Origin of the sequence: Streptomyces sp. NPDC047000, from assembly GCF_040644295.1 — a bacterium.
Taxonomy (GTDB): Bacteria; Actinomycetota; Actinomycetes; order Streptomycetales; family Streptomycetaceae; genus Streptomyces.
The window spans coordinates 16,613-33,021 of sequence record NZ_JBEYWE010000024.1 but is presented as its reverse complement, the minus strand read 5'-3'; the positions used below and the strand labels follow the sequence as shown (position 1 = coordinate 33,021).

14 protein-coding genes are annotated in these 16,409 nt (G+C 72.4%); 8 read left to right on the top strand and 6 right to left on the bottom strand.

Annotated elements, in window-relative coordinates:
- Positions 1-83: 83 nt before the first annotated feature.
- A complete protein-coding gene (locus tag ABZ862_RS29420) occupies positions 84-1,004 on the top strand; it encodes a UbiA family prenyltransferase (RefSeq protein WP_360964387.1) in 921 nt (306 codons plus the stop codon).
- A 190-nt stretch (positions 1,005-1,194) separates the two neighbouring features.
- On the top strand, positions 1,195-2,991 hold the full coding sequence (locus ABZ862_RS29415) for a SpoIIE family protein phosphatase (protein WP_360964384.1): 1,797 nt from the start codon (positions 1,195-1,197) through the stop codon (positions 2,989-2,991).
- A gap of 32 nt (positions 2,992-3,023) precedes the next feature.
- Here ABZ862_RS29415 and ABZ862_RS29410 read toward each other — a convergent pair whose 3' ends face one another.
- Both ABZ862_RS29410 and ABZ862_RS29405 read right to left on the bottom strand, forming a co-directional pair.
- The gene (locus ABZ862_RS29410; protein WP_360964381.1) at positions 3,024-3,293 is read right to left on the bottom strand and encodes an HPr family phosphocarrier protein; all 270 of its coding nucleotides are present in this window, start codon (positions 3,291-3,293) and stop codon (positions 3,024-3,026) included.
- 107 nt (positions 3,294-3,400) lie between these two features.
- Positions 3,401-4,027 (bottom strand): histidine phosphatase family protein, encoded by a 627-nt coding sequence (locus tag ABZ862_RS29405; protein ID WP_360964378.1) that lies wholly within the window; start codon positions 4,025-4,027, stop codon positions 3,401-3,403.
- A gap of 546 nt (positions 4,028-4,573) precedes the next feature.
- Here ABZ862_RS29405 and ABZ862_RS29400 point away from each other — a divergent pair.
- From ABZ862_RS29400 to ABZ862_RS29385, 4 genes are all read left to right on the top strand, one after another.
- A complete protein-coding gene (locus ABZ862_RS29400; RefSeq protein WP_360964375.1) occupies positions 4,574-6,460 on the top strand; it encodes a beta-glucoside-specific PTS transporter subunit IIABC in 1,887 nt (628 codons plus the stop codon).
- A gap of 14 nt (positions 6,461-6,474) precedes the next feature.
- The gene (locus tag ABZ862_RS29395) at positions 6,475-7,917 is read left to right on the top strand and encodes a glycoside hydrolase family 1 protein (protein WP_360964372.1); all 1,443 of its coding nucleotides are present in this window, start codon (positions 6,475-6,477) and stop codon (positions 7,915-7,917) included.
- A gap of 78 nt (positions 7,918-7,995) precedes the next feature.
- On the top strand, positions 7,996-8,862 hold the full coding sequence (locus ABZ862_RS29390; RefSeq protein WP_360964369.1) for a PRD domain-containing protein: 867 nt from the start codon (positions 7,996-7,998) through the stop codon (positions 8,860-8,862).
- Entirely contained in the window at positions 8,849-9,118 is a 270-nt protein-coding gene (locus tag ABZ862_RS29385) for a PTS transporter subunit EIIB (RefSeq protein WP_360964366.1), read from the top strand. Before ABZ862_RS29390 ends, ABZ862_RS29385 begins: the two co-directional genes overlap by 14 nt.
- Positions 9,119-9,173: 55 nt before the next feature.
- Here the strand turns inward: ABZ862_RS29385 and ABZ862_RS29380 are convergent, their stop codons facing one another.
- Genes ABZ862_RS29380 through ABZ862_RS29365 form a run of 4 tightly spaced genes read right to left on the bottom strand, consistent with a single transcriptional unit; the run spans position 9,174 to position 14,771 of the window.
- Positions 9,174-11,555 carry a bifunctional salicylyl-CoA 5-hydroxylase/oxidoreductase gene (locus ABZ862_RS29380; protein WP_360964363.1) on the bottom strand — a complete coding sequence of 794 codons (2,382 nt, stop codon included), beginning with the start codon at positions 11,553-11,555 and terminating at the stop codon, positions 9,174-9,176.
- A gap of 11 nt (positions 11,556-11,566) precedes the next feature.
- On the bottom strand, positions 11,567-13,267 hold the full coding sequence (locus ABZ862_RS29375) for an AMP-binding protein (protein ID WP_360964360.1): 1,701 nt from the start codon (positions 13,265-13,267) through the stop codon (positions 11,567-11,569).
- Between the two features lie 38 nt (positions 13,268-13,305).
- On the bottom strand, positions 13,306-14,289 hold the full coding sequence (locus ABZ862_RS29370) for an acyl-CoA thioesterase domain-containing protein (protein ID WP_360964357.1): 984 nt from the start codon (positions 14,287-14,289) through the stop codon (positions 13,306-13,308).
- A complete protein-coding gene (locus tag ABZ862_RS29365; protein WP_360964354.1) occupies positions 14,286-14,771 on the bottom strand; it encodes a cupin domain-containing protein in 486 nt (161 codons plus the stop codon). The genes ABZ862_RS29370 and ABZ862_RS29365 overlap by 4 nt, the downstream gene beginning before the upstream one ends.
- 272 nt (positions 14,772-15,043) lie before the next feature.
- Here ABZ862_RS29365 and ABZ862_RS29360 point away from each other — a divergent pair, with 272 nt between their 5' ends.
- Complete coding sequence (locus tag ABZ862_RS29360) at positions 15,044-15,475, top strand: RidA family protein (protein ID WP_360964351.1); 432 nt, start codon at positions 15,044-15,046, stop codon at positions 15,473-15,475.
- 42 nt (positions 15,476-15,517) lie between these two features.
- Positions 15,518-16,384, top strand: coding sequence for a PaaX family transcriptional regulator C-terminal domain-containing protein (locus ABZ862_RS29355; RefSeq protein ID WP_360964347.1), 867 nt, complete (start codon positions 15,518-15,520; stop codon positions 16,382-16,384).
- Positions 16,385-16,409 lie beyond the last annotated feature (25 nt).

Here is a 16,409-nt window from a genome sequence, read left to right as displayed (position 1 = left end):
GAGCCGGAGCCGGAGCGGGAGAGGGGGCGGTCAGGGACGGGACGGAGGGCGCGGCGGGAGGTGCGACGGTCACGGGAACACGCATGTCGCTCATGCCTTCCTCACCGGCCCGCCGCGACTACCGTGCGTACGTGCATCTCCACCCGTCCGGGGTGCCGGCGCGCGGCACGCGCGGTGTCCCGGCGCTGCTGCGCTCGTGCCACCCGGAGCCGGCCCTCGCTGTGACGGCGTTCGTGACCGCCCTCGCCGTGGCGGCGGGCCGCGGCGCGGCGGGCTCGGCGGCCGTGGCCGCGGCGGTGCTGGCCGGTCAGCTCTCGGTGGGCTGGTGCAACGACGCCGTCGACGCGCGGCGCGACGCGCAGTGCGGGCGCGAGGACAAACCGGTGGCCCGCGGCGACCTGCCGCCCCGGACGGTCGCCGTCGCGGCGGGGACCGCCCTGGCGGTGTGCGTGCCGCTGTCGCTGCTGAGCGGGGCCGCGGCGGGAACGGCCCATCTGACCGGCGTGGCCGCCGGGTGGGCCTACGACCTGCGGCTGAAGCACACACCACTGTCCCCGCTGCCGTACGCGGCCGGGTTCGCGTCGCTGCCGTTCTTCGTCACGCTCGGGCTGCCGGCGCCGTCCCGGCCCGCGTGGTGGGCGGTCACGGCCGCGGCGCTGCTGGGCGTGGGCGCCCATCTGGTGAACGTCCTCCCCGACATCGAGGACGACCTCGCCACCGGTGTGCGGGGGCTGCCCCAGCGGCTGGGCCGTCCCGCCTGCCGCCTGCTGGCCCCCTGCGTGATGCTGACGGCCGTGGGCGTCGTGGTCGCGGGACCGCCCGGGGCGCCGGGGACCCCCGGCCGGGTGCTGGCGGTGACGGCCGGGGCCGTGGCCGTGGCCGGTACGGCCCTGGCGCGAAGCACGCGCAGCCGGTGGCCGTTCCGCGCGGCGATCGCGGTGGCCGGTCTGGCCGTGGGCCAGCTGCTGCTGCGCGGAGCGGACCTGGTCCCGCCCCGCGGCTGAGCGGTCCGCGAGCCCGTACGGAAACGCCCCGGCGCCCACGTCGGGCGGGTCTGCTTTCCGGACGGTCGGCTGCATCCTCCGGACCGCGGGGCATACGGAGGGGACGGACGACGAGGGAACGTGCAAGGACGTCCGACAGCGCCCACGCTGGAATGCGGGGGTGGAAAGCCGAACCATTGGAGGGGAGAACATGGCGGGGTCGGAGGACAAGGGGGCCGGCTCGGCGCGGTCCCGGGCAGTGACTGTCGCCCGGCTCGTCCCGGCGCTGGAGGCCATCGGGACGGGGGCGTACGTCGTGGACGCGGGAGGCCGGATCGCGGCGGTCAACAGCCAGGCCGAGGACCTGCTGGGCCGCTCCGCCCCGGAGCTGCTCGGCAGGGACGCCCACGACCTGCTGCACCGCGGGCCGGAGGGGCAGCGGCTGCCCACGACGCAGTGCGGCATGCGGCAGGCGTTCCACGCCGGCCGCCCCGCCCAGCGGGACGAGGACTGGTTCGAACGCGCCGACGGCTCCCTGCTGCCGGTCTCCTGGCTGCTCGCCCCGTACGACCTCGGTGAGTACGGCACCGGCACGCTCATCGTCTTCCACGCCAGTGACGGGGCCCGCCCCTGCGGTCTCCGCGCCGAGCAGCTCGCCCAGCCGCTGAGCGAGCTGGAGCGACTCGCCCTGCTGGCCGAGACCACCACGCAGCTGACCTCCACGCTCGATGCCGACGACGCGCTGCGCAAGCTCGTGGCCCTGGTCCTGCCGCGGCTCGCGGACTGGGCCGTCATCGATGTGATCACCGAGGCCGGCGAGGTGTGGCGTACCGCCGTCGTCCAGGCCGACGGCGGCCGTCTGGTGCACCACGAGGAGCTCGAGGGACCGATGCCGCCGGTCCTGGAGACCTCACTGATGCCGCTGTCCCGGGCCCTGCGGGGCGTCGCCTCCTCCCTCGCCGGACCGGACACCTATCAGGGCGCCCCGGACTCCGGCATCGCGGTCGAGCAGCGCCGCATGTTCGACGCCACCGGCATCCAGTCCGCGGCCATCGCACCCCTGCAGGGCACCCGCCACGTCCTGGGAGCGCTCACCCTGGGCCGTGCCGGGAAACCGGGCGAGTTCACCTCCGCCGAGCTTCCCCTGATCGAGGACATCGCCCGGCGGGCGGGTCTGGCCCTGGAGAACGCCCGTCTCTACCAGCGCCAGCGCGCGGTCGCCGAGACGATGCAGAACCACCTGCTGCCCCAGATGCCGAGCGTGCCCGGACTGCGGATGACCGTCCGCTATCTGCCCGCCCCCGACGCCTCGCAGGTCGGCGGCGACTGGTACGACGCCTTCACCCTGTCCGACGGTGCCACCGCCCTGGCGGTCGGGGACGTCGTCGGCCACGATCTGGAGGCCGCCGCGGGGATGGCCCAGCTGCGCAACATGCTCCGGGCCTACGCGTGGTCCCAGCAGGAGCCTTCCAGCCGGGTCGTCGAACGCCTGGACGAGGCGATCCTCTCCATCACCGACGTCACCATGGCCACCCTCCTCTTCGGCCGGGTGACCCGGATCGAGGACGGTCACTGGCAGCTGTCCTGGACCAACGCGGGCCATCCCCCGCCCCTGCTCGTCACACGCGACGGGGTGGCGCGTTACCTGACCGACGGCCACAGCCTCCTGCTGGGCACCGGCGTGCGCACGGCCCGCCCGGACGCCACCGCCGAGCTGCCGCCCGGCGCCACGCTGCTGCTGTACACCGACGGTCTCATCGAGGCCCCCGGGCAGACCCTCGACGAGGGTCTGGACCGGCTGCGCCAGCACGCCGCCGCCCTGGCCCACCGGCCCCTGCCGGTCTTCACCGACCAGCTCCTGCACCGTGTGCGCCCGCCCGGCCTCGACGACGTCGCCGTCCTGGCCCTGCGGACCCCGTCACCGACGGCCGCCCACCGGCCGACCGGCCGTCCCGACGGCCCCGGCGCCGAGCACGCCGAGTACCCAGAGCACGCCGACCGCGGCTGACCGACCGCCGACGTGAGCTGCCGACGGCGGGATCAGTGGCCGTCGAGCTCCGTGGCGAGCAGGGCCGCGAGGCGGTCGAGCGCCGGACCGGCCGCCTCGTCGTCGGAGGCGAGGACGACCTTCTCGCCCTCCCGGAGGCCCAGGCCCATCAGCTTGAGCATGCTGCTCACCGCGACCGGTTCGCCGTCCGTCCTGCGGATGGTGACCCGGTGACCGGCCTCGGCCGCCGCGCGGGCGAAGGCGGCGGCGGGCCGGGCGTGCAGGCCCTGCGAGCACAGGACGGTGGCGTGACGTTCCGGCATTTCCCACTCCTAGGGGTTTCGGGTATCGGGGTTTCGGTGTGTCCGAAGGTGTTTTCCGGGCGCCGTTCCTTTTCCCGTGGCGCCGGAAACCGGGGTGAAGACGGGTGTCAGGACGAAGAGACGTCGGCGGTGGTCCGGCCGGTGGACACGGGCGGCAGAAATCCCACCTCCACGACCTCGGCACGGTTTCCGGTGAACTCGACGGTCGACACACTGGAATTGCCGAGCGGTACGACGCCCGTGCCTCCGAGGTGTGTCAGATAGGTGACGAGGGTGATGCCGTGGCTGACGACGAGGACGTCGCCGTCCGGGTGGGCGCGGGCGATCCGCCGGAACACGTCGACCACCCGGACGAGATACGCCGCGGCGGGTTCCCCGCCGGCCAGCCCGGGGTGCCTGCCGTTGATCACGTCAGCAAAGAATGCCCGTGGGTCCACCTGGCTGAACAGCTCGCTCTCGGGACGGCCGTCCAGCTCGCCGAACCCGTACTCCCGCAGTCCCTCGTCGGTCCGCAGCCGCAGCCCCGCGTGATGGCGCAGGATCTCCCGCGCGGTGGTCCGCGTCCGGCCGGACGGGCTGGCCCAGGCCGCCGTGAGGCGGACGCCGGACAGATGGCCGGCGGTGGCCCGCAGCTGATCGAGTCCGTCGGGCGTCAGGGGCGAGTCGCACCAGCCCTGGAGCCGCCCGGAGGCGTTGTACTCGGTGCGCGCGTGCCGTACGAGATGCAGCCTCATCGCCGCCCCGCCGAAAACGCGGCGGAGGGCGCCGGGGCGGCGGCGGGGCCGGCCGTGAGGACGCCGGCGATCCTGCCCGCGCCGAGGATCACCCGCTGGACGTCACACGTTCGCAACCGCACTCCCTGCTGACTTCGGGCCGCCCGCGGCGGCCGCGGACCGCACAAAAAAAGACCCGGGAGCCGTTGCCGTGGGGCAACGCGTCCCAGGTCTTGCCCGGCTGGTGCCGGTCACAATCCGTGCCACGGACCATAGCCGCGCCCCGGTCCGGACGTCAACGTGATCCTGCCGGGCCGTATACGGACTGTGCGGCCCGCCGGAACGCGGCCGGGGTCTGGACACGGGGAATTCCTGCGTCTATCGTCTCGCCCCAAGACACCGCCAGGTGTTCTGGCAAAAGCTGGGATTGTTACTGGACCGCAGGCAAAACCCAAGCTGAGACCCGCCTTTCTCAGGAAAGGCAGATCCGGGTCACAGCTTGGGTTTTTTTGTTGCCCGAGACAACGGGGCGGGCAGGTCCGGGACAGCGGGGCTCGAGGAGGAGCCGTGACAACAAGCAAGTACGCAACGATCGCCGAGGACGTCCTGCGGGGCGTCGGCGGCAAGGACAACGTCAGATCCCTCGCCCATTGTGCGACCCGGCTGCGTTTCGTTCTCGTGGATCCCGCCAAGGCCGACAAGGCCGCCGTCGAGGCCACGAGCGGCGTCATCACCGTCGTCGAGGCCGGCGGCCAGTTCCAGGTCGTCATCGGCAACACGGTGGGCAAGGTCTACGAGGCGGCCCTCGCCCAGGGCGTGGAGGCCGGCTCCGCCGCGTCCTCCGGCGGCCTGCTCGCCCGCACGATCGACCTCGTCACCAGCATCTTCACCCCGTTCCTGTGGACCCTGGCCGCCGTCGGTCTTCTCAAGGCATTCCTCGCGGTCGCCGTCAAGATCAGCCCCGGCTTCGGCACCTCGTCGACGTACGCGATCTGGTTCGCGGCCGCCGACGCGGTGTTCCAGTTCCTGCCGATCCTGCTGGCCGTCACCGCGGCCAAGCGCTTCAAGGCCAACCAGTTCACGGCGATGGCCGTGGCCGGCGCCCTGATCTACTCCGCCACCGTCGCCGTCATCCCCGGCAAGGGCGGCGCGACCCTGACCCTGCAGGCGTTCGACGCGGCAGGCGGGAAGCTGACCTTCCTCGGCATCCCGGTCGTGATGGTCAGCTATCTGTCCGCCGTCATCCCGACCGTCCTGGCGGTGTACTTCCAGTCCCACGTGGAGCGCCTCGCGGAGCGCGTCGTGCCGTCCGTGGTGCGCAACTTCGCGGTCCCGCTGATCGCCATCGCGATCGTCGTGCCCGTCACCTTCCTCGCCATCGGACCCGCCTCGACCTGGATCGGCGACGGCATCGCCTCCGGCGTCGACAACCTCTGGGGCCTGGCGCCCTGGGCGGCCGGCGGGGTGCTCGCCGGTCTGTGGCAGGTCTTCGTCCTCTTCGGCGTCCACTGGGCCTTCGTCCCGATCATGACGCAGCAGCTGACCGCCTCGGGTCACTCGGTGATGGTGGCCTCGCTGTTCGCCCCCGTGCTCGCCCAGGCCGCCGCGACCTTCGCGGTGGTCCTGCGGACCCGCAACCGCGACCTCAAGGTGGTCGCCGGACCCGCCGCCGTCTCCGCCTTCCTCGCGGGCATCACCGAGCCGGCGATCTACGGTGTGACGCTGCGCCTCAAGCGTCCCTTCGTCTTCGCCTGTGTCGGCGGCGCGATCGGCGGTGCCGTCGCGGCCGCGGGCGGCTCGGCGGCCAACGGCTTCGTCTTCCCCGGCGCCATCACCGTCACCGCCACCCTGGGCGTCGGCAGCTTCGCCCTCCAGCTGATCGGCTGCGGGATCGCCATGGCCGTCGCCTTCGGCCTGACCCTGGTCCTCGGATTCAAGGACCTGCCCGCGGCGGCCCCGACGTCCGGCGCGGCAAACGCCCCGGCCGGTGACGCCGCCGAGGACGCGGTCGCCACGCTCCAGATCCCGGTCGCCGGCAAGGTCGTCCCGCTGGAGGAGGTCCCCGACCAGGTGTTCGCCTCCGGGGCGATGGGGCCCGGCCTGGCCGTGGTCCCCAGTGACGGCAAGGTGTACGCGCCCGTCTCGGGCATCCTGGAGAGCGCGATGCCGCACGCGTTCGGCATCCGCACCGACTCCGGCGTCGAGGTGCTCGTGCACATCGGCCTGAACACCGTCGAACTGCGGGGCAAGGGCTTCACGCCCGCCGTCACCCAGGGCCGGCGGGTGAACGCCGGCGACCTGCTGACCGAGGTCGACCTGGAGAAGGTCATGGCGGCGGGCTACAACCCGATCACCGTACTGATCGTGACCGACCCGGGCCGCCACACCTCGGTCGTGCCCACCGCCACCGGTGTCGTGGAACCCCGCCGCGCCGCCCTCGAACTCATCGGCTGAGGAACCGCATCAACATGACCGACTCCACCCCCGCCCGCCCCTTCCCGCCCGGCTTCCTCTGGGGCGGCGCGACCGCCGCCAACCAGATCGAGGGCGCCTACGCCACCGGCGGCAAGGGCCTGTCCATCCAGGACGTCATGCCCCGCGGCATCGCCGGCCCGCGCACCGAGCGGCCCACGCCCGACAACCTCAAGCTGGAGGGCATCGACTTCTACCACCGCTACGCCGAGGACATCGCGCTCCTCGCCGAGATGGGCTTCTCCGTCTTCCGGTTCTCGATCGCCTGGAGCCGCATCTTCCCGAGCGGCGACGACGAACTGCCGAACGAGGAGGGCCTCGCCTTCTACGACCGGGTCCTCGACGAACTCGAGAAGCACGGCATCGAGCCGCTCGTCACCATCTCCCACTACGAGACGCCGCTGGCGCTCGCGGAGAAGTACAACGGCTGGACCAGCCGCGAGCTGATCGGCTTCTACGAGCGCTACGTCCGGGTCCTCTTCGACCGCTACGGCCGGCGGGTCAGGTACTGGCTCACCTTCAACGAGATCAACTCGGTGCTGCACGCCCCCTTCATGAGCGGCGCGATCACCACCCCGAAGGAGGAACTCTCCCCGCAGGACCTCTACCAGGCCGTCCACCACGAGCTGGTCGCCAGCGCGCTCGCCACCAAGATCGCCCACGAGACGGCGCCGGACGCGCGGGTCGGCTGCATGGTCCTCGCCATGCCCGTCTACCCGCTCACCCCCGCACCCGCCGACGTCCTCGCCGTGCTGCACGCCGACCACGCCAACCTCATGTTCGGCGACGTCCATGTGCGCGGCGCCTACCCGGGCTACGCGCTGCGCCACTTCCGCGAGAACGGCATCGAACTCGACATCACCGACGAGGACCGCGAACTCCTCAAGCACACCGTCGACTTCGTGTCCTTCAGCTACTACATGAGCATCTGCGAGACCGCCGACCCCGAAGCGCGCAAGGCCGGCGAGGGCAACATCATGGGCGGTGTGCCGAACCCGACCCTCCAGGCCAGCGAGTGGGGCTGGCAGATCGACCCGACGGGTCTGCGGATCGTGCTCAACCAGTTCTGGGACCGCTGGCAGAAGCCGCTGTTCGTCGTCGAGAACGGCCTCGGGGCACGGGACGAGCTGATCGAGGCGGACGGCCGGCTCACCGTCGAGGACGACTACCGCATCGCCTACCTCAACGACCACCTGGTCCAGGTCGGCGAGGCCGTCGCCGACGGCGTCGAGGTCCTCGGCTACACCAGCTGGGGCTGCATCGACCTCGTCAGCGCCAGCACCGCCCAGCTGAGCAAGCGGTACGGGTTCATCCACGTCGACCGTGACGACGACGGCACCGGCACCCTCGCGCGGCGCCGCAAGAAGTCCTTCGACTGGTACGCCGGCGTCATCCGCAGCCAGGGCGCGTCCCTGCTGCGGGGCGACGACGGAGCGTAGTCCCCGCCACGCTCACGGCCGGGCCCGGGGGACGGGTTATCCTGCCCCCTGGGCCCGGCAAGTAAGGACTCACCTGCGATGCGCGTCAAGAAGATCTTCAACAACAACGTGGTGCTCGGCGCCGACGAGCACGGCGCCGAGACCGTGTTCATGGGGCGCGGGCTCGGTTTCCAGGTCAGGCCCGGGGACCTCGTGGACGCCGCGCGGGTCGACCGGCAGTTCGTGGCCCAGGCGATGCCCGCCGAGCGTCTCGCCGCGCTGGCCGCCGAGATCCCGCTCGACGAGATCGAGGTGATGGAGGAGGTCGTGGCCGCCGCCAGGGTCCGGCTCGGCGACCGGATCAGCGAGCACGTCCTGCTGCCGCTCGCCGACCACGTCCATTTCGCGCTCGCCCGGGCCCGTGAGGGAGCCTCGATCGAGTACCCGCTGAAGTGGGAGATCGAGAACCTCTATCCGGCCGAGACCGAGATGGGCACGGCCGCCCTGGAGATCATCGAGCGGCGGCTCGGCGTGCGCATGGACGCCACCGAGGCACTGCCCATCGCCCTCCACTTCGTCAACGCCCAGATCGGCTCCGGCGACATCGCCGCCACCGTGCAGATGACGCAGTGGCTGAAGATCGCCCTCGACACCATCGGGGAGGACTTCGGCCTGGTCGTCGACCAGCGCTCCCTCGCGGCGGCGCGGTTCATCACGCATCTGCGCTACCTCTTCCTGCGGGCCCGGGACGGCAAGCAGTCACCGGAGACCGGCGGCGCGATCGGCGAGGCGGTCCGCAGCGCCAAACCCCTCGAGTACGCCTGCGCCGAGCGCCTGGCGCACCGTATGGCGGAACTCTTCGGGCGGGAACTCGTCCAGGAGGAGATCCTCTACCTCGCGCTGCACGTCAGCCGGCTCACGGCCCAGCCCGACATCGCAGAAGGGACGACCCGTGCCGGCACCTGACGGCGAGGCCCCCGCGGACCTGATCCTGCGCTGCGCCGGCGGCCCCGGCAACGTCACCCGGCTGACCCACTGCTTCGTCCGCCTCCGCTTCCGCCTGCGCGACCCCGCGGCCGCCGACCTCGACACCCTCCGCGCCCACCCCCTCGTCGCGCTCGCCGTGTGGCAGGCGGACGAACTCCACATCGCCCCCCGCCGCGACCTCTTCCGCCTCTTCGCCGACCTCCGGGCCGTGCTCGGCGACACCGCCGTGTCCTGACGGCCCGGTGGTCCGACGGCCGGCGGCGCGGGCCGCGGTGCCCGCGCCGCCGTGCTCAGACGGCGGGAGCCGGTTCATGGGACGGGGTCCAGCGACGGTGGAGGTGCTGCCGGCCGTCGTCCTCCGCGCGCAGCAGGGACAGCCGGGGGCGTACGGCGTCGGTGCGCGCGCCGGGCGGTTTGCGGCGGCCGGCCCCGAACTGCCGGGGCCACTCCGCAGCCGGGCCCCGGTACTCCTGGTCGGCCGCCGCGTGCAGCGTCCAGTGCGGATCGTAGAGGTGGCCGCGGCCCACCGCGCACAGGTCGGCGCGGCCCGCCAGCAGGATGGAGTTGACGTCGTCGTACGAGGCGATGGCGCCCACCGCGATCACGGCCGCGCCGCTCGCCGCGGCGACCTCGTGACGGATCCGGTCGGCGAACGGGGTCTGGTAGGAACGGCCGTAGGCCGGGCGCTCGTCCCGGGTGACCTGGCCGGTGGACACGTCGATGCCGGCCGCGCCGTGGGCGATGAAGGCGCGGGCGATCTCGACGGCGTCGTGCTCGGTGGTGCCGTCCGGCACCCAGTCGGTGGCGGAGATCCGCACGATCACCGGCCGGTCCGCCGGCCAGACCGCCCGTACGGCGTCGAACACCTCCAGCGGGAACCGCAGCCTGTTCTCCGGTGTTCCGCCGTACTCGTCGGTGCGGTGGTTGGCGACGGGGGAGAGGAAGGAGGAGAGCAGGTATCCGTGGGCGCAGTGCAGTTCCAGGAGGTCGAACCCGGCCTCGGCGCCCCGGCGTGCCGCGGCGGCGAAGTCGGCGGTGACCCGTTCCATGTCCGCCCGGGTCATCTCGCGGGGGACCGCCGACGCGGGACCGTACGGCAGGGCGGAGGGGCCCACGGTCTCCCAGTTGCCCTCGGGCAGCGGGTCGTCGATGCCCTCCCACATCAGCCGGGTCGAGCCCTTGCGCCCGGAGTGGCCGAGCTGGAGCCCGATCCTGGCGGTGCTGCGCTCGTGCACGAAGGAGACGATGCGCGCCCAGGCGTCCCGCTGGCCGTCGGTCCACAGCCCGGTGCAGCCGGGGGTGATGCGGGCCTTCGGCGAGACGGTGACCATCTCCGTCATCACCAGACCGGCTCCGCCCATGGCCTTGGAACCGAGGTGCACGAGGTGGAAGTCGCCCGGTACCCCGTCGACGGCCGAGTACATGTCCATGGCCGAGACGACCACCCGGTTCTTCAGCTCGAGGCCGCCGATCCGGAACGGCTGGAACATCGCCGGTACGGGGCCGGTGCCCCGGTCACCGGCGAACGCGGCGTCCACCCGGTCGGCGAACTCCGCGTCGCGCAGCCGCAGGTTGTCGTAGGTGATACGGCGGGAGCGCGTCAGCAGGTTGAAGCAGAACTGGGCCGGTTCCTGGTCGGTGTAGAGCGCGATGTTCTCGAACCACTCCAGGGAGGCCTGCGCGGCGCGCTGGGTCGACTCCACCACCGGCCGGCGCTCGGTCTCGTAGGCCGCCAGCGCCGTGCCGACGTCCGGGTTCTCCTGAAGGCAGGCGGCGAGAGCGAGGGCGTCCTCCATGGCCAGCTTGGTACCGGAGCCGATGGAGAAGTGGGCGGTGTGCGCGGCGTCGCCGATCAGGACCAGGTTGCCGTGGTGCCAGCGGGTGTTGCGGACGGTGGTGAAGTCGAGCCACTTGGAGTTGTTGGCCAGCAGCCGGTGTCCGGCCAGCTCCTCGGCGAACAGGTCCCGCAGCCGTGCGACGGCCTGTTCGTCGGAGACACCCGGTGCGAACGGTGTCTCCTCGGTGGCGTCGAAGCCGGCCCGGCGCCAGACGTCCTCGTGCATCTCCACGATGAAGGTGGAACCGCCGTCGGAGTACGGATAGCCGTGCACCTGCACGACCCCCCACGGGGTCTGCTTGATGTGGAACTGGAAGGCCTCGAAGACCAGGTCGGTGCCGAGCCACATGTACTTGTTGCGCCGCCGGTCCAGCCGGGGCCCGAAGACGTCGGCGTGGGCGGTCCGTACGGCCGAGCGGGCGCCGTCGGCACCGATGACCAGGTCGTGGGAGGCGCGCAGCGCGTCGGTGTCCGGGGCGGCGGTGGAGAAGTGCAGGACGACACCGAGGGCCCGGCAGCGGTCCTGGAGCAGCTGGAGGAGTTCCCGGCGGCCCATGGCGGCGAAGCCCTGCCCGCCGACGGTGTGGGTCGCGCCGCGGAAGTGGATGTCGATGTCCGTCCAGCGGGCGAACCGCCGGGCCATGGACCGGGCGACGACGGTGTCGGCGTTCTCGATGCCGCCCAGTGTCTCGTCGGAGAACACCACCCCGAAGCCGAAGGTGTCGTCGGGCGCGTTGCGTTCCCAGACGGTGATCTCGCGGGTGGGGTCGAGCTGCTTGGCGAGCGCCGCGAAGTACAGCCCTCCCGGGCCGCCGCCGATGATCGCGATCTTCAAGGGGGTTCCTCTCACTGCTCGGCGGCGGCCGGTGCGGCCTGTCCGGTACCGGCCCGTTCGGTGCCGGCCTGTTCGGTGTCGACGATCCTGCGCAGCTCGAACCGTTGCAGCTTGCCGCTGGCGTTGCGGGGCAGTGCGCTGACGAAGTGCACGTCCCGCGGGTACTTGTAGGGCGCCAGCACCTGCTTGACGTGGTCCTGGATCTCCTTCACCTTGTCGGCGCCGCCGGGTACACCGTCGCGCAGGACGACAAACGCGCACACCACGGTGCCGCGTTGCGGATCGGGCCGGCCGACGACCGCCGACTCCATCACGTCGGGATGGGTGTCGACGGCGGCCTCCACCTCCGGACCGCCGATGTTGTAGCCGGAAGAAACGATCATTCCGTCGAGGCGGGCGTGATAGTGGAAGTAGCCGTCCTCGTCGCGGTGGAAGATGTCACCGGTGACGTTCCAGCCCGCCAGCACGTAGTCCCGCTGGCGCTCGTCGTCGAGGTAGCGGCAGCCCACCGGGCCGATCACGCCCAGCTGCCCCGGCTCACCGGGCGGCAGCTGGGCGCCGTCCGGACCGAGCACGGCGGCCCGGTAGCCCGGGACGGGCCGGCCGGTGGCGCCGGGGCGGATGCCGTCACCGGCGGCCGAGACGAAGATGTGCAGCAGCTCGGTGGAACCGATCCCGTCGACGACCCGCAGACCGGTCCGGTCACGCAGCTCCTCCCAGGTGGACCGGGGTATGTGCTCACCGGCCGACACCCCGATCCGCAGACCGGAGAGCCGCTGTTCCGCACCCTCCCGGAGGATCGCCTTGTACGCGGTGGGCGCGGTCGCCAGCACCGTGACACCGTGCCGCTCGACCAGTTCGGCGAGCTGTACGGGCGTCGCGGACTCGGTCAGCAGCGCGCAGGCCCCGGCCCGCAGCGGGAAGACCACCAGCATGCCCAGGCCGAAGGTGAAGGCGAACGGCGCGGTGCAGGCGACCAGGTCGTCGGGCGTCAGGCCGAGCAGATGGCGGCCGAACGTGTTGTCGATGGAGAGCAGGTCGCGGTGGAAGTGCATCGCGATCTTCGGTACGCCGGTGCTGCCCGAGGTCGGCCCGAGCAGCGCGACGTCGTCGGCCGCGGTGTCCACGGCGGTGAAGTCACCGGACTTGGTCCCGGCGAGGGTCACCAGGTCGTCCGGCCCGGTGCCGCCGTACGGGACGAGCCGCAGGCCCGGCAGCACGCTGTTGCGCACCTCCTCCAGTTCGGCCGTGAACCGGTGGTCCACCAGCGCGACGGAGGGCCGGGTGCGCTCCACCACCGGGGCGATCTCCCGGGCGCGCAAGGCGGCCATGGTGGTCACCACGACGCAGCCGGCCTTGAGCACGCCCAGCCAGGCGGCGACGGTCCAGGGGTTGTTGGGGGAGCGCAGCAGGACGCGTTCCCCCGGGACCAGGCCGAGGTCCTCGGTCAGCACCTGGGCGACCTGGTTGGCCCGGGTGTGCAGGTCGCCGTAGGTCCACAGCGTGCCGTCCGGGGTGCGCAGCGCGGCCCGGCCGGGGCCGAAGGCGGCCAGGGGCACGTCGATCAGTTCACAGCCGGCGTTGAGCCGTTCGGGATACCGCAGTTCCGGGGTGGTGAACTCGACCGTCGGCCACAGCGGGACGGGCGGGAGGTGGTCGCGGGTGAAGGTGTCCACGTGCGCGGACGGCGTGGCAGAAGAGGGGAGAGCCAACGGAAGGGTCCTTCCGGGAGCCGCCGGTCGTCCGGCGGTCAGGCGGAACGGATCACGCCCTCCTGGACGACAGTGGCCAGGTGGCGGTGGTCGCGTGTGAAGAAGCGGCCCGTGGCCAGGCCGCGGCCCGCGTCGGCGGACACCGCTTCCTGGACGTAGAGCAGCCAGCCGTCCACCGGTCCCGGACGGTGGAACCACATGGCGTGGTCGATGCTGGCGGTGACCAGGCCGGGCTGTGCCCAGGCCAGGCCGAGCACCCGGAGGACGGGTTCGAGGATCGTGTAGTCGCAGACGTAGGCGAGTGCGGCGAGGTCGCGCTGACGGTCCGTCAGTCCCTCGACAGGGCGGAGCTCGTCGAACGGCTTGACCCACACCGCCTGGTGAGGTGTGCGTTCGCCCTCGACGGTGAGGTAGACCGGTCCGGGGACGTGCCGCAGGTCGAAGCCGCGTCCGTGGGACCAGTAGGCGCGGGCGCCGTCGGGTGCCGTGCCGTCGTGGCCGCTGAGGTACTCCGCCGAGCCGGGCAGTTCCGCCGGGGCGGGCACCTCGCCGGCGAGGGGTGTCTCGAAGACCGGGCCGGACTCGCCCGCGGCGAAGCCGGCGAGGGAGACGAAGATCGGCCGGCCGTTCTGGTGGCCGCGCACCTGCCGGGTGCTGTAGCCGCGTCCGTCGCGCAGCACCTCCACCTCGTAGCGCACCTCGGCACCGATGTCCGCCGGGCGCATGAAGTAACTGTGCAGGGAGTGGAGCGACTTGCCGTCGGTGACCGAGCGCATGGCCGCGGCCGCCGCCTGGGCGACCAGGTCACCGCCGTAGGCCTTGGGCCAGGGGCAGGGCTGGGTGGTGCCGGTGAAGGCGAGGTCGAAGTGCTCCGGCCGCGCGGGCTTCAGGGTGACGGCGGAGGTGAACACGGCCGAGGTGGCTGCGGCCGGTGCGGGTACGGAGGTGGCGGGTAGGGGAGTGGTGGGTACGGGGGTGTCGGGGGTGCCCGTTCCCGGGGTGTCCGTGCCGGGCCCGGTCATCCGCGGTCCAGCCAGTCGCGCAGCTCGGCGTCCCGTACGTCGGGCAGGTTGACCACGATGTTCTCCGGGGTGCGGGTGGTCATCCAGACCAGGGGCCGGCTGCGCGAGAGGTTGCACTCGACGTGCGGCATGAAGGGCGGCACGAACACCCAGTCGCCCTCCTCCATGTCGACGTAGTCCTCGAACTTCTCGCCGAAGTAGATCCGGGCACGGCCCGACAGGACGTAGCCGCCGGTCTCGGCCTCGCCGTGGTGGTGGGTGACCGAGCGGTAGCCCGGCTCGTTGCTGACCTTGCCGTACCACAGCCGGGTCGCCGGGGTGTGCTGCGCGCTGACGCCGGAGACCCGCACGGCCCCGCCGGAGTCGGCGGTGTCGGCGTTCTCCAGGCCGCCGCGGGTCACCACGGGGGCGACGATGCCGCTGGGCAGCCGGTACATCGAGTTGTCGCCTTCCAGGCGGTACGAACCGAGGTCGGGTTCCATGAGCCGTGCTCCGTTTCCCTGGGGGTGAGTCGATGAGCTGTGCCCGGCGGGCCGCTGGGGTGAGGTCGCGCCGAGACGCCGTCACGGGGCCGGGACCGCCGCGCGGATCCCGCGAGCCGGTTCTCACGGCCGGCGGTGGCCGGCCGGGGGCAAGGCCGCTCGCACCGGAACCGGGATGAGGTCTTGCTATGTCTCGTATTCTTCACGACCGTCATTTATTGTCAATGCCTCCGGTGATGTACCGGAGGCGCACCCATCGATCCGGAGGTCCCATGGCTCCCGTCGCAGTGAACCCGGCCGCGCTTCCCGCCCCGCGCGGCTACTCGCACGGCACCCTGGCCGGGAACACGCTCCACCTGGGCGGACAGACCGCGCTCGACGCCGGTATGCGGATCGTCCCGGGCGGTATCGTCGAGCAGTTCCGCCAGGCCTTCGGCAATGTGCTCACCACGCTCCGGGAAGCGGGCGGCGAGCCGGAGGACCTGGTCAGCATCACCCTGTACCTCACGGACATCCCCGACTACCAGGCGCACGGCCGGGAGATCGGTGAGGTCTGGCGGGAGCTCGCCGGCTCCGTGTACCCGGCCATGGCGGGCATCGGCTGCACCGCGCTGTGGCAGCCCGAGGCGATGATCGAGATCCTCGGCGTCGCGGTGATCCCCGACGACCGCCTGGTCCGGCCGCGCCCGCCCCGGGCGGACTGACCCGGCCGTGGGCGCGCTGCCGCGTCCGTCATACTGACCTGCGTGAACGATGCGCAGGGAGCCGAACCGGCGGCCGTACGCCGCTCGCGCACGGTGCTGGTGAGTTTCTTCGGGTCCGTGGTCCGCAAGATGGGCAACTGGATGCCGATCGCGGGCTCCGTCGAACTGCTCTCGCTGGCCGGGGCGGACGCCTCCAGCGTCCGCACGGCGGTCTCCCGGCTCAAACGGCGCGGCTGGCTGGCGGCGGAGAGCCGCGCCGGGACACGCGGCTACGTCCTGACGGCGACGGCGCTCGAGGCGCTCGCCGCCGGGGACGAGGTCATCTGGCACGCCCGGCAGCCGGCCGACCTGGCGGACGGCTGGTGCGTGGTCAACTTCTCGGTGCCGGAGTCCGCCCGCGCCAAGCGCCACCAGCTGCGCTCCCATCTGGCGTCGCTGGGGTTCGGCAACATCGGGTCCGCCGTGTGGATCGCCCCGGCGCGCATGCTGGACGCGGCCCGGCGGGCGATCGGGGAACTGGAACTGACCGACAGCTGCGCCGTGTTCGTCGGCGAGTACGTCGCGGGCCCGCGCCTGCGCGACCTCGTCGGCAGCGGCTGGGACCTCGCCGAGATCGACCGGCAGTACCGGAAGTTCGTCGACGCCCACGGCGAGGAGGCCGACCGGCTCGCGGCCCGCGCCGTCATCCCCGGCCAGGAGGCGTTCGTCCGCTATCTCTCCGTGGTCGACCACTGGCGCAAACTCCCCTTCCGGGACCCGGGACTTCCGCCGGAGGTGCTGACCGAGGACTGGAGCGGCCCCGCCGCCGTCCAGGTCTTCGAGCGCATGGTGGCGACACTGGAGGGGCGGGCGCTGGCGTACGCGGCGGGCCACTGGCCGGGCGACGGCGACGGCAGGCGTGACGGCTGACGCCGGGAACGGGCGCGCGACCGGC